A 13563-nucleotide genomic window follows, 5' to 3' on the forward strand; every position below is an offset into this window, starting at 1 on the left:
GATCGCTCCTAATAATCTTGTTCTTTCCATCTTTGATTAAAAATACCACGAACTGCCTACACCTACAACAGAACCTTAAAATGTGGATACATTATGCGATTTCAGCTATTAACGAATCATAGAAAGGAGGTGAATACAATTTGGAAGACCTGAGTCGATTGGAGTGGATTATTTTGCAAATGCTCGTGACCTCAAACAGCCGTACAACGGATATGCTTGAGATTATAACGATGGGTCGGCTGCAGCCCATTGTCGCGAGCCAATCTCATGTGTCCGGAGGGAAGATATTGCGCGAGTCGTTCCTGATTACAGAGAGGGAGCAACGTTATGTGTCGCAGAATATCGTTTTAATTGATCCGGCCTACGTTCCCCCTGTGCTGCTGGAGCGAATTATCAGTGAGAGGGAAGGAATCGGCCATGTGCTGAGAGCGAGCCATACTCGGGATATTAGAACCATGATTCAGAACGGCTGGAGGCTCACAGCCGAGGCGGTGGATTTATTCGATAAACCATATCGCCTTCAATTTCAAGAGCATCGCCGGGTTCCATTTAAGGAATATAAGATGACTTTTCCTCCTTTTCAGGATAGCGGGGTACATCTTATCGAATATTTTAATCCGGATATAATCCGAATGAACACCAAATCGACCCAGCCATTTATGGATGAGGAAGGGGACCACGATAGAATGAACAGACAACAAATGTTTGATGAAGTAATAAATATGATTATTAGACAGATGAATATACAGATGAATCCAGACGAGGTTGATGAGACGATGCCGCTTGGGGATGAGGGGCTCGCGCTTGATTCTATTCAAATTATCGAGCTTGCTGCAAGAATAGAGGCGCAGCTTGGCTTGACTATAGCCGATAGCGAGCTCATTGAAATTAGCGGGTACACAGTCGGGCAACTGATCGGCACTTTGCATGAGCGAGCCAATGCGGTATGAACGAGAGCCCGTTGATAAGTAAGGAGGCCATCAAAAGGCTGCTGCTGGAAAATCAGCTGTTTGTCTCAAGGCCGGATGAGCTCAACGATGATTCGCTTATTATGATGGATTCATTGTGCCTCATCTGGTTTCTCGACATGCTGGAGCATCGCAATCATATCCATTTGCAGCTAGAAGACGGGGACTACGAGCGCTTCGACTCCATCCATGCCATTTACAGGCTTATCCAGGAGAAGGGAGTAATGATCAAGAGGCATACGAACACGATGTGAGAAAGGAGTACGCGATGTTCAATCGGGTAGTGATAACAGGGATCGGATTAATGATTCCAAGCGGCTTCGGAGAAGAGGCCGTTAAGAGAAGCGTGCTTACGGGAGAACATCATTTCAGGCCGGTTACACGCTTCGACAGCACGCCTTTCCGGACTGCTTTTGCAGCGGAATCCGATTTCAAGGGCACCTTGCTCGGACTGGGGATACGCTTGGCCGAGGAGGCCGTTGCTTCCTCCGGCCTGCACGATTTATCGGATTCGTCCATCGTACTCGGCCTGCAAGGCGATTACAATGCGCTTCAACAGTACTGGAGGATGAAGTCCTCGGGGCAACATTCAGCTATACCGCTATCGGAATTTTTGCCATCCTACCACTTGAAAGTATTGGCTGACCTTTATCGGCTTAAGGGCAACGGCAAAACAATAAGTTTAAACAATGCCTGTATTGCTTCCAGCAACGCGATTGGCGTCGCTTACGAGCTTATCCGGAGGGGGGAATCGGATACTGCGCTTTGCGGCGGATATTCCCTTGTGACCGAGGAGATGTTTGCGAAATTCAATTCGGGACGCACCTTTGCTGCTGACGGCCAAGTAAGGGCATTTTCGGCCAATCGATCAGGAATGCTGCTCGGAGACGGAGGCGCTATGCTCATGCTCGAAAGCCTGGAGCATGCCGAGAAGCGCGGCGCTTCGATTCTGGCCGAAATGCTTGGCTGGGGACTGTCCTGCGACGCCTTCCATGTGTGCCAGCCTCATCCGGAAGGAAGCGGTATGGCGCTCGCCATTGAACGGGCATTGGCCGCTGCTTCTATTCAGAAGGAAGAAATAGATTATATTCATGCCCATGGGACTGGCACTCCTCTTAATGACCGTGCAGAAACGGCGGCGATTAAGCGGGCGTTTGGCACGAGGGCTTATGATATTCCGATCTCATCGACGAAGACGATGACGGGACATATTCTCGAAGGTACGGGAGCAGTTGAGACGGCTCTCTCCATCATGGCTATGAAGCACAACACGATTCCACCCACGATGGGTTATGAAGAGAAGGATCCCCATTGCGACTTGGACTATGTACCGAATTACCCAAGGAAGAAGCAGCTGAACAAGGTCATCAATTTAAATGCCTCCTTCGGAGGCAACAATACGGCTATTGTTCTGCAAAAATCGGTTGAGAGGGGGTAATTTATGCTGAAGGTGACAGCGACTGCATGCATCGGTCCATGGGGGCATTCCATCGAAGGTCTGGCCGATTATGCGGATATGCTTAAAGCGGCGGAAGAACAGGCCCGGTCGATTGCAATAGAGCCCGTCCCCGGTTTTATCGAATCCGCCTTCAATCCTATGGTGTATCAAATTTTGAAAACCCATGTGGAGTCGGGGACGATTCGCTCTCATCAGAAGCTGGCTATTTTGCTTGGCAGTGCATTTGGCGATACGGCTACTGCAGATCGGGCAAGCCAGAATTTGCTTCAAGGCAAAGTCCATAATCCTTTATTGTTCTATCAATCCGTTCCTAATTCCATTCTTGGCTACGCTTCTAAACAATTTGGCTTTACCGGTATGATATCAGCGGTCTCCCACTTCGGGAACGGACTTGTTTCCTTGCTCGATCTAGCAGAAATCTATATGGATCAACCAGATGTTGAGCAGGTACTCGTCATTGGTGTGGAGCTGCAAAGCAGCCGTTCCGACGAATTGCTTGCGGAGCTTGTTGATTCAGAGGCAGCCTTGCGATCATGCGATCATGCCATCTCGCTCTTACTGGAATCCGCCAAGGGAGATGTTCTCCCAGAATCTGGCGATGAGCTTCTTATTTATATTGAAGCGGTCGAAAGCTCAACTGAGCCCTTGAGCACCGAGCCACCTGTACGACCGTTTGCCGGCAATCAAGGGCTAGCGGATCTGGTCATTGCAGTGGATCGGTTAAAAAAAAGGGAAGTAGCTGCCCCGGTTATTATCTACGATTATGAATTCGGAGGAGGCTGCCATGCTATTAAACTCAATCGATAAGCAAGCATTCTATCAGGCGTTGATTTCAAACTCAGCTGAGCCCTCTCAATTGGCAATGAAATTCTCTTCTTCCGTAACGTACGGGCAGCTTTTCGAGGAAATCGAAAGTGGGCGGCTGCAGCTAGCGGAAGCAGGCGTCAAGGAAGGGGATCTCGTTGCGCTGCAAATCAAAAGCTCCCTGACTTTTGTTTTTTTGTTATTTGCCGTATGGAAACAAGGAGCTCAGGCGATGCTGCTGGACAGCCGTTTGAAACAGACGGAAACCGAGGCGTTGCTGCAGGAATATGGGCCACACTATTATATTTGCTCAACCGATCAGAGTCATCCGCTAGCAAGCTTTGCCGAAAAAGTTTCCTTCGAAATCGTGAAGCTCCAGCAAAGCAAAGGCTGCGAGCCCGAATGCGTGCTTCATTTGTTCACATCGGGCTCTACGGGCAAGCCGAAAGCAATCGGCAGAACGGCAGAAGCGATCCTTGGCGATCTGCACAAATTGACAGCTGTACCTTTATTATCACGCGATGATCGTGTTTTGGCCTTGTCTCCGCTTACGCATACATTCGGTTTACTTAATGGACTACTGCTCACCTTATTCACGGGAGCTTGCTTATATTTTCCACGAAATCACCAGAGCCTATCTATCCTTCAGACACTCCGGGAGGAAAGGATTACGGTGATGTATGGCGTTCCGTTCCACTATCAATTATTGGGACAAGCGCCTGGGCCTGAGCCGCTCCCTGAGCTTAAGCATGCGATTTCTGCAGGGGAGGCTCTTTCTCTAGAGGTGTATCAAGCTTTTTACGAGAGATATGGCGTCACGATCGGTCAGCAGTACGGGACAAGCGAGACCGGAGTTCTGACCATGGATTGGGACGGCAAATATCCGGAGAGCGTCGGTCGTCCGTTACCGGGAGTAAGCTTGCGAATTGAGAACGATGAGGTGCTGGCAGAATTGCTGGAATCTCCTTATCTGCCTCGCACCGTGAACGAAAGATGGAGCAAGGGATGGTTCAACACATCGGATACCGGTTCCATCAACGAGGAGCAGATTTTATATTTAGCCGGGCGTTCAGACAGTATCAAGATTATCGGCGGACTTAAAGTGAATCTCCAGGAGATCGAGCTTAAGCTGAAGAACCACCCCGAAATCCGTGATGTGCTTGTCTGTTTGTCAGAGGACAACCAGATTATTGAAGCTCATGTCGAGCGGCAAGAATCATTGCTGGAGTCCAGCTTGCTGGAATGGTGCCGAGAACACATGGCCGATTATAAAGTGCCTAGAAGGTTTTATTGGGCAAGGAAGCTTCCAAGAACATCGACTGGCAAGTTGATTCGGATGAATCCCCATTCGCTGAATCGTGAGGAGGAACGGTTGCAGAAGCAGCTGTACCAAGAACCTCAAAAGGTGTCCCTGCTGCTGGATCTCGGATCCGTGTTCGAAAAGCAAGGCCGGCTGCTGGAAGCCAATGATCTCTATAGGAGAGCGAAACGTTTTTCAGTCTCTAATGAAGATTTGTTGAAGATTGAGAAAGAGCTTGCGCGTATTCACATCCTTATGGAGCACGCTGCATTCACGAAGAAAGACTATGCGGCTTCATTAAATAAAATGGTTAGTGTTTATTGCTACGGGAGAAGCGGCACGCATTTGATGAAAAGTCTGCTGGACGGCCATCCGAATATTATATTAACGATGTTGAACGGCGTGGAAATTTTCAAGCTGTGGCAATCAACGATCAAACCGCGTGAAGGGCGCATGGACCACCAGGAAATCGTTGATGCCATATTCAAAACGTTCCCTGGCGAGTTCAACGAAGGCTGCATACTCGAAGAACCGAAGCAGAACGGGATGTGCGCCTTAGGTGAAGGCAGAGATCAAATTTTCGCGATTGATCGAGCCCGATTTAAGACGGCATTCCTGGAAATTACGGAGACGGCTGATCTGATGGACATGACTTTTTTCTATCAAGCCGTACAGCTAGCGGCATCCTGCGCGTTGGGAAGAACCTATGATTTTAACTCAGAGCTTCCGGTCATTATTGAAGGGGGCATTCACTTCGGCACGAGCGTCGCGGAGACCGAGCAGTTCATTGAGCTTTTTCCCTACGCTAAATTATTTCATATGATTCGAAATCCTGTTATTGCGTTTGCTTCCGCATTGAACTACCAATTGCATGCAGGCAAAGCGAGTGTCTACAACTTATGCTTTCAACTGCAAGCTTTGTTCCATGGTGTCCCTGTAACGGAACGCTGGACAGACCGGACGTATTTGGTGAAGCTAGAGGATTTGCATGTAAAGCCAAAGGCTACTCTTGAGCTGATATGCAAGCATCTGGGCATTGATTGGGATGAAAGTTTGCTTCACAGCACGTTTGGCGGGATGAAATGGTGGAATTCATTAACATCCGAGGTTGTATCCGGATTTAATACACGCACCATCTCGAAATCTTATGATGAGTTATTGTCTTCTTTCGACAAATTCAGGCTTGAGAGCATGCTTCGGATTAAATACCGGGCATGGGGATATCCCGGACACGACTATTACAACTACGATAACCTGATGGAGCTTTTGGCATTCCCGTTTAAGTTTGAGAAGCAATATGGAGAGTTCGTAGAGAACTCTGCCATTCTTCGTACGATGGTCCATCGTCTATGTATGAAATTACTCGCAGAAGAGCATGAGCTTGGCGACACCGACAGATTGGAATATCAAGTCCAATTATTGTCTGAGCGTCAAGCGGACCATGCAGTGCGATAAGGGAGCTGGGTGAGAGTGGGTTGATCCTATTCGGTACAAAATCAGAAACGTTGGAGAGGCTTGAGAGACTAGTCAAGTGTGCAATCGTTCTGCCCCAGCTTCAATTTACCGCATATGAGTGGCGTTATCGCCAATCGGATATTTTAAACAGCCTTAAGCAGCTTTCATGGTCGGGGGCGCCACTCATTGTACGAAGCAGTGCGGCTTGGGAGGATGGGATTGCCGCTTCCTATGCAGGGCGTTATGATTCCGTTCTTGATGTGAATGGAGAAAGCGAAGCCATACAGGCCGTTAACAGGGTGCTTGCATCCTATCAAGACGAGGATCCTATCCATCATGTATTCATACAGCCGATGCTTCCATATGTCGCGATAAGCGGCGTCGCTTTTGGCGTCAACCCTAATAATGGCGGCAATTATATCGTCATCAACTACGATGATGTCAGCGGCGCAACCGATGCTGTCACCTCGGGCACTACCAATCATCTCAAAACCTATCATTATTTCAAAGGCTCGCCACTGCCTGCAGTGAGGCCATTGGATCAAATTATTGATTTGATGGATGAACTGGAGCACATATTCGAAACACCAAGGCTGGATATTGAGTTTGCAGTGGACAAGTCGGGCAAGCTGTACCTTTTTCAAGTTCGGCCCTTGTTATTATCCTGCGACTTGGCAAGCCTTGACCATCAATCCGCGATACTAAAACGGATCTATGACAAAGTAGGGCAAGGTCAAGCGAGGCAGCCTTACCTTTATGGTCACAAAACGGTCTATGGTGTCATGCCAGACTGGAATCCAGCTGAAATCATCGGCATTCGGCCTCGGCCGCTCGCACTATCGCTGTATAAAGAATTAGTGACGGACAGCATATGGGCCTATCAGAGGAGCCGATACGGATATAAGAATGTCAGGAGCTTTCCTCTGCTCATCGATCTGGGAGGATTTCCATATATCGATGTAAGAGTCAGCTTTAACTCCTTTTTGCCAAAGGAGCTGGATGCCGAATTAAGCGAGAAGCTCCTGAATTATTATATGCAAAGCTTGATTGATAACCCCCAGAATCATGACAAGGTCGAGTTTGAGATCATATTTTCTTGTTTCACCTTCGATCTGGATATCAGGTTGGAGATACTCTATGAGCATGGATTCACAAAGCCGGAATTGAAGCAGCTTAGTCTTTGTCTGAAGGATCTCACGAATCATATCGTATGTACGGAAAATGGCTTATTACAAAATGATCTGAGTAAAATCAATGAGCTGGAAGCAAGGCGGTCGGAATTGCTGGACAGCTCAATCGACAAGGTTTCGAAAATTTATTGGCTGCTGGAGGACTGCAAGCGTTATGGTACGCTGCCATTCGCCGGGCTGGCAAGAGGAGGATTCGTAGCGGTACAAATGCTTCGATCCCTCGTCTCCATTGGTATTCTGTCGGAAAGCGACTACCATCATTATATGAGCAGTCTGGAGACGGTCAGTACACAAATCAGTATAGATTACGCTCAGCTAGACATGGAGGAATTTCTAGCGAAGTATGGACATTTACGGCCTGGAACCTATGAAATCTGCTCGCCTCGTTATGACGAAGCGCCGGATCAGTATTTTGAATTTTCTTCTTCGCGCGAGCTTAACCGTGTAATAGAGAAGCCATCGTTCTTTCTTTCGCTTGCTCAATATAAACGGATTCAAGCTTTGCTGACCGAGCACGGTCTGTTAGAAGGCAATGTGCTTGGACTATTCGACTTTTTTAAGACCGCGATTGAGGGAAGGGAATATTCCAAGTTTGTATTTACAAAAAGCTTGAGCGAGGCGATTCGGCTATTCGGCCAATTGGCGGAGGAATACGGTATCTCGAAGGAGGAGGCTTCCTTTGCCAATATCGAGGTGATCAAACGGGCTTACGAGTCAGATTGCGATATACAGGGCTTGCTGCTGGATAGTGTTAAGGCTGGCAAACAACGATATGAGGCGACCTTGCAGCTGGAGCTGCCGCCATTGATTACCGAGCCCGCTAATGTATGGTTTTTCAGTCAACCGGAGCTTGAGCCGAATTTTATTACTATGAATCAGGTAACCAGCAAGATTGCATTCTCGCATGAAGATCATGAAAGCTTGCGGGGAAGCATTTTATTCCTTCCGAGTGCCGATCCCGGTTATGACTGGATTTTTTCCAAAGGAATCGCTGGCCTTGTAACGATGTACGGAGGCGTCAATTCACATATGGCTATTCGTGCTGGCGAGCTGTCGATTCCCGCGGTAATTGGAGTAGGAGAAAATTTATATAACCACTACGGCAATGCCAAGATGCTTGCCATCGATTGCGCGGGAAAAAACATGAGGATCATCCAATGATTATGATTGGCCTTACGATGCGTGTCGAAGAGGTAGCGAGCCATGGTGAGCGAAGAGACGCTATTGACCAAAGCTGGATCAACCTTTTAACCGCCTGCGGCTATACGCCGATTCTGCTGCCGAATCATTTGCCAACCGTTCAGGAAATGCTGCGTCGTCTGCCGATCAGAGGCATGATTATGACGGGAGGCAACGATCTTCTGAAGTATGGCGGGCGGGCAGCGGAGAGGGATGAGGTAGAGCGATTTCTCATTCAATATGCATGCGACAGCGGCATGCCTTTGCTGGGCGTGTGTAGAGGCATGCAAATGCTTCAGGATTTCTGGGGCATTGAACTTGCGAGAATGGACGGCCACGTGGCGGTGCATCATGCTGTGCACACGAACGAAGGCAGCTTGAGCAAAAACAGCTATCACCGCTACGGAGCCCTAAGGTCTGTGGAGGAGCTCGTTGTAACCGCAAGGGCTGCCGACGGGACCATTGAGGCGGTAATGCACAAGCATGCCAGCATCAAAGGAATTATGTGGCATCCAGAACGGGAAATGCCGTTCGAGCCAAACGATATGAGCATGATAAAACAATTATTTGGAGGAGAATGAAAATGAATACGATGATGCACGGTGATTTTACTTTGCTGGCCAAACAATATGTCAACCGACCAGGTTATTCGGAGGATATTCTCCAGGCGCTGATGTCGCATACGGGAGCAGCTAGCGAGGGTTTTGTGGCAGCAGACGTAGGTGCGGGAACGGGGAAGCTAACCGAAATACTGGCCAAGCTCGGGATGAGGGGTATAGCGGTCGAGCCTAACGATGCGATGCGGGAGGAAGGGATTCGTCTGGATACTTGCAATAAGCAGTTTGCTTGGCAAAAAGGTTTTGCGGAGGAAACAGGCCTAGCGAATGATTCGGTAAACTGGGTGTTTATGGCCTCCTCCTTTCATTGGACTGATCAAAAGCAAGCGTTAAGCGAGTTTCATCGTATCTTGAAAGATGGGGGACATTTTACAGCTTTATGGAATCCGCGGGATGTAGAGCGAAATGAACTGCAACAGCAGATTGAAAGCATAATAAGACACTATGTCCCTAATTTAAAGCGTGTTTCATCAGGCTCGCAGAGCCACATGAGCGGCGTCGAGGATGTGCTGTTATCTACGGGGCAGTTCGATCGCTTAATATTTATGGAGGCTCCACATACCGTTGTTATGACAAAAGAACGTTATTTAAACGCTTGGCGTTCGGTAAATGATATTCAAGTGCAAGCGGGGCAGATTCTGTTCGAGAAAATTATGGATGAGATTAGCCTATGCCTAAGCCATATGGATGAAATTGAGGTGCCTTACAAGACAAGAGCTTGGACAGTCCAAGCGATATAGGAAGCGGGTTGCATGAGATGAAAGCTATTTTATTGGCGGCAGGACGTGGAAGCAGATTAGGCTCCCATACCCTGCATGAGCCGAAATGCCGTACTATGCTGCTAGGCAAACGATTAATTGATCGACAGCTTGAAGCGTTCCGCGAGGCATCCATCCGCGATATCGCGATCGTCCGCGGATATATGGCGGGTAGGATACAAGTGGCTGGAGCAACCTACTTCGAGAATAGGGCTTGGGAACGGACGAATATGCTTGCCAGTCTGTGCTGTGCTTCCGATTGGCTGGAGCGCGAGCCTTGCATCGTCAGCTATACCGATATTGTCTATACGTCTGATGTTATTGAGCTTATGCTGGGCGCAGATGAAGATGACGATATTGTCATTCCTTACAATACCAACTGGCTTCCCTTATGGGAAGCCCGATTCCCTAATCCGTTAAGCGATGCCGAAACGTTCAGGCTGGGGAGCGACAGCCGAGTGTTTGAAATCGGCGGTAGGCCAACTACTCTTCAGGAGGTGGAGGGGCAATTCATGGGGCTGCTCCGTATTTCGCCAAAGGGGTGGCGGATGATTCAGCAATTTCTCTCCATACAGGATCAAAGCCTAGTGGAGCGCATGGATTTGACGGCTTTGCTAGCCGGATTAATCGAACAGGGGGTTGCCATTAAGGCAATTCCTTATAACGGACTATGGTTAGAAGTTGATCACGAATCAGACCTGCTGCTCTATGAGAACGAGTATGGAGACAGGCTATAAAAAAGGAAGGAGGGAATTACGGTGTTCAAACTGGATTTTGTACCCTATAACACGAACCGAATTGATTGTTACTGGAATAATGTGATCGCCATTTTAATGACGAGGGATTCGGCATTCGAATGCCTGGTCCCTCTCATTACATCGCAATACGAAATAGAGATCCCGAGGCGTGAATTAATAACGGACGCAGCTTACAAGGAAAAACAAGAGAATGGGGAACTTGTCCCGTATATGACAAGGAATTTGCCAGACGAACTATACGATGAATATTTTCAGAAAGAAGAATTGTCACTCTATAGAGATACCGATGTAGTCGAACTCGTCAAAGGTTATTTGAATGAGGGCATGTATTGTATACTGCGATTGAATCGTTTCCATTTTCCCTTCTGCCTGGAATGCCGTAAAACGAATTTGATTCATCCCGTATTGATCTATGGGTATAGCGACGAGCTATCTACTTTCTATATGGTGGAAGACTGCATTCCACCAGGAAATATCATTAAGCATGAATTAAGCTACCAGGAATTTCAGCTTTCCTACGACTCGATTCCCGCAGATCAGTTGTTTGGATTGGGGCTGCGCGTTATTAAGGAGCAGCTGGATCCGCAATTTCCTTACAAAATCATCCAGTCGAACATCGAAAAACAGCTTTACGGCGAAACTGTCGTAACGGAGGAAAAGACGATAAAGAGAGGATTAGGTGTACTGGAATACCTTCGCGACCATTTTAGTGAGATTACTCTCTCTGCCAATGCTCTGAACTCCAGTGTGACTCATCGACTGACATACTCGTTATTTTATCAGGAACGCAATTTAATGCTTATTGACTATTTGCAAAAGCAAGGGATATTCGGTCGCAATGTTTATGAAGAATTGCATAAGGGCTTCACTGATCTGTACAACAATTGGACGTTAATCCGAACCAAGGTCGTTCAATATTATGTCAAGCCGGATCGGCCTGATGCGCAAGCCTATGCTATGGCTATGCGGCCTTATTTTGATGCTTGCATGAAAGAAAGAGAGCTTCTCATGCAGCTGCTCTATAACTTGAATAGAGCCGAGGAGGGAACAAGTTGAACGAAGCGGGCCGCGTTTATTGGATTACGGGACTTGCGGGCTCAGGGAAAACCACAATAGGCAAACAAGTGTATACTCGGTTGAAGGCACAAAGCGATGCGGTTGTTTTTCTTGACGGTGATATGCTACGAGAGGCTTTCGGCCATGATCTTGGCTACTCTATCGCTGACCGATATGCAAGTGCCATGCGTAATGCAAGGATGTGCCGGATGCTGGCTTTGCAAGGGTTGGATGTGGTATGCGCGACGATCTCTATGTTCCATTCCTGTCGGGCCTGGAACAAGGCGAATATTTCGCATTATTATGAAATCTACTTGCGTGTATCCAAAGATACGTTAATTACTCGTAATCAGAAGGAGCTGTATACTGGAGCTTTGAACGGACAGGTACAGGAGGTTGTTGGTATGGATATGGATTTTGAAGAACCATCGCAACCTGATCTAATTGTCGTTAATGAGGCATCTGCTTCTTTAGACGCGATTGTTAATCAAATCTTGAAGCTGCCTGAATAATCGGGATTTGGCGGAGAGACGGAGGAACAAGGTTATGTCGAAGATTCAATTCTATTCCTTAATATCTCAACAGTCGATTACGATAAACAGGAAGTCGCAACGTCCATTGCAGCTGATCCAAGGGGATCAAATTATGCTGCTGCTGGCGCTTAATCCAATGGAGCTTATGCAGGAGCAGCGATCCATTTCTTTAGGTAGAGAGGAGATTTTGCTTGCCGCCGGACCACTGTGTATCGCGCCGCAGCATGATCTTACGATTAGCTATAAAGGGATTGTCTACAATATAGAAGGTGATCCCTCAGACGAGAAAGCGGAGTGGACGATTTCAATTACCAAACCGGCTGATCGGGAACTGGCACAGCAGCTATTGAAAAAGCCTGTTCAGACTGAACAGGATATCCATGCATTAGAGCGGTATCTTCGATTATTTATCCAGTCGAATCCGGTAAGAAAAGTATGCGGAATGGAATCAGCCCGCAGGTCATATGAACAGGTCGACAAACGAATAAGTTTCGTTTATCGCTATATGCTGCTGCATTATGAGAAGCCGCTTACGCTTCACGATCTTTCGAAATTAGTAGGCTGCCATCCAGTCTATTTGAGCAGTGTGTATACGAGAGTGTATCAGGTATCCCCGATGCAGCATTTGCAGCAGATTCGTATGAGAAAGGCTAGCGTGTTTGTTCGAAGCACGACTATGAAAATGAAAGAAATCGCGCATTCGATAGGTTATGTATCCAGCTCCCAATTTGGCTCCATTTACAAACGTTACTATGGCGTTTCGCCGAATCGGGATCGCGTAGCAGCCATGATGAAGACGAATTGGATAGAACCCCATTATTGAGCCTTGCCATACGTCCCATGCCTATGGGGCGTTTTTTGTTGGAGCTATAATTTACAAAGCATAAACTATAGGCACTCATCTTTTCTTTATTTTCCATATTATATATAATTGATAAGGAGATTGGACGATATGTTAGACTGTCCGCAGAATGGGAGTGTTTTCTGTGAAGAAGATGAATTGGTATTACCGTATGATATTATCCTATACCTCTATTTTTTTTGTCGTCATTTCTTCCCTCCTATTTATTTTTTTTATGGTGCTGCATCATGATTCGGATAATAAATATATCGAGACTAATCAAGCCATTCTGGAACGGATGGTATCTAACACGGACGCCAGCTTAAAGCTGATCGAACGAAATATGGCCAGCGAGCTCTTATCGGATAAATGGCTGCAGAAATTTTACTCAGAACGTCCAAAGACAGCCTTTGACGATTTTGAGATTCAGAAAAAATTAACGGAGATGAAAGCATCCTTTCCATTACCTAATTCGATATACATCTATAATGAAGCTGAACAGCGAATCATTTCCGATTCAGGTACATACTCCCTCCAATCATTCGGAGACCGCTCCTTCATTCAGGCTAATTATGCGCAATCCACGACTGAGAAATGGACAGTTCCGCGATTAGTAGATAAATGGGGCTTCGACGAGAACTCGCA

The 13563-nt window shown here is 47.2% G+C and carries 12 protein-coding genes; all 12 read left to right on the forward strand.

Features of this window, described 5'->3' with window-relative positions; translation table 11 throughout:
* Positions 1-140 precede the first annotated feature (140 nt).
* From BBD42_RS18540 to BBD42_RS18595, 12 genes are read left to right on the forward strand one after another with little or no spacing between them, the layout of a single operon-like run.
* Positions 141-950, forward strand: a complete 810-nt coding sequence (locus tag BBD42_RS18540; protein WP_099519366.1) for an acyl carrier protein — start codon at positions 141-143, stop codon at positions 948-950.
* Between the two features lie 11 nt (positions 951-961).
* The gene (locus tag BBD42_RS18545; protein ID WP_150131569.1) at positions 962-1222 is read left to right on the forward strand and encodes a hypothetical protein; all 261 of its coding nucleotides are present in this window, start codon (positions 962-964) and stop codon (positions 1220-1222) included.
* Positions 1223-1236: 14 nt separating this feature from the next.
* The gene (locus BBD42_RS18550) at positions 1237-2406 is read left to right on the forward strand and encodes a beta-ketoacyl-[acyl-carrier-protein] synthase family protein (protein WP_099519368.1); all 1170 of its coding nucleotides are present in this window, start codon (positions 1237-1239) and stop codon (positions 2404-2406) included.
* Positions 2407-2409: 3 nt separating this feature from the next.
* Positions 2410-3234, forward strand: a complete 825-nt coding sequence (locus BBD42_RS18555; protein ID WP_099519369.1) for a hypothetical protein — start codon at positions 2410-2412, stop codon at positions 3232-3234.
* Positions 3212-5986 carry an AMP-binding protein gene (locus tag BBD42_RS18560; RefSeq protein WP_172455550.1) on the forward strand — a complete coding sequence of 925 codons (2775 nt, stop codon included), beginning with the start codon at positions 3212-3214 and terminating at the stop codon, positions 5984-5986. Before BBD42_RS18555 ends, BBD42_RS18560 begins: the two co-directional genes overlap by 23 nt.
* A 20-nt stretch (positions 5987-6006) precedes the next feature.
* Positions 6007-8337, forward strand: coding sequence for a PEP/pyruvate-binding domain-containing protein (locus BBD42_RS18565; protein WP_099519371.1), 2331 nt, complete (start codon positions 6007-6009; stop codon positions 8335-8337).
* On the forward strand, positions 8334-8936 hold the full coding sequence (locus tag BBD42_RS18570) for a gamma-glutamyl-gamma-aminobutyrate hydrolase family protein (protein ID WP_099519372.1): 603 nt from the start codon (positions 8334-8336) through the stop codon (positions 8934-8936). The genes BBD42_RS18565 and BBD42_RS18570 overlap by 4 nt, the downstream gene beginning before the upstream one ends.
* 2 nt (positions 8937-8938) lie before the next feature.
* Entirely contained in the window at positions 8939-9712 is a 774-nt protein-coding gene (locus BBD42_RS18575) for a class I SAM-dependent methyltransferase (protein ID WP_216364851.1), read from the forward strand.
* Between the two features lie 17 nt (positions 9713-9729).
* Positions 9730-10467 carry a phosphocholine cytidylyltransferase family protein gene (locus BBD42_RS18580; RefSeq protein ID WP_099519373.1) on the forward strand — a complete coding sequence of 246 codons (738 nt, stop codon included), beginning with the start codon at positions 9730-9732 and terminating at the stop codon, positions 10465-10467.
* Between the two features lie 21 nt (positions 10468-10488).
* On the forward strand, positions 10489-11544 hold the full coding sequence (locus BBD42_RS18585; RefSeq protein ID WP_099519374.1) for a hypothetical protein: 1056 nt from the start codon (positions 10489-10491) through the stop codon (positions 11542-11544).
* Positions 11541-12056, forward strand: a complete 516-nt coding sequence (locus tag BBD42_RS18590; RefSeq protein WP_099519375.1) for an adenylyl-sulfate kinase — start codon at positions 11541-11543, stop codon at positions 12054-12056. Before BBD42_RS18585 ends, BBD42_RS18590 begins: the two co-directional genes overlap by 4 nt.
* 34 nt (positions 12057-12090) lie before the next feature.
* The gene (locus BBD42_RS18595) at positions 12091-12900 is read left to right on the forward strand and encodes a helix-turn-helix transcriptional regulator (protein WP_099519376.1); all 810 of its coding nucleotides are present in this window, start codon (positions 12091-12093) and stop codon (positions 12898-12900) included.
* Positions 12901-13563 lie beyond the last annotated feature (663 nt).

Origin of the sequence: Paenibacillus sp. BIHB 4019 (assembly GCF_002741035.1) — a bacterium.
Lineage (GTDB): Bacteria > Bacillota > Bacilli > Paenibacillales > Paenibacillaceae > Pristimantibacillus.

Coding starts and splice junctions, on each gene's coding strand:
- BBD42_RS18550 (WP_099519368.1), top strand. CDS start 1,237: ATGTTCAATCGGGTAGTGATAACAGGGATCGGATTAATGATTCCAAGC.
- BBD42_RS18570 (WP_099519372.1), top strand. CDS start 8,334: ATGATTATGATTGGCCTTACGATGCGTGTCGAAGAGGTAGCGAGCCAT.
- BBD42_RS18575 (WP_216364851.1), top strand. CDS start 8,939: ATGAATACGATGATGCACGGTGATTTTACTTTGCTGGCCAAACAATAT.
- BBD42_RS18555 (WP_099519369.1), top strand. CDS start 2,410: ATGCTGAAGGTGACAGCGACTGCATGCATCGGTCCATGGGGGCATTCC.
- BBD42_RS18595 (WP_099519376.1), top strand. CDS start 12,091: ATGTCGAAGATTCAATTCTATTCCTTAATATCTCAACAGTCGATTACG.
- BBD42_RS18560 (WP_172455550.1), top strand. CDS start 3,212: ATGCTATTAAACTCAATCGATAAGCAAGCATTCTATCAGGCGTTGATT.
- BBD42_RS18580 (WP_099519373.1), top strand. CDS start 9,730: ATGAAAGCTATTTTATTGGCGGCAGGACGTGGAAGCAGATTAGGCTCC.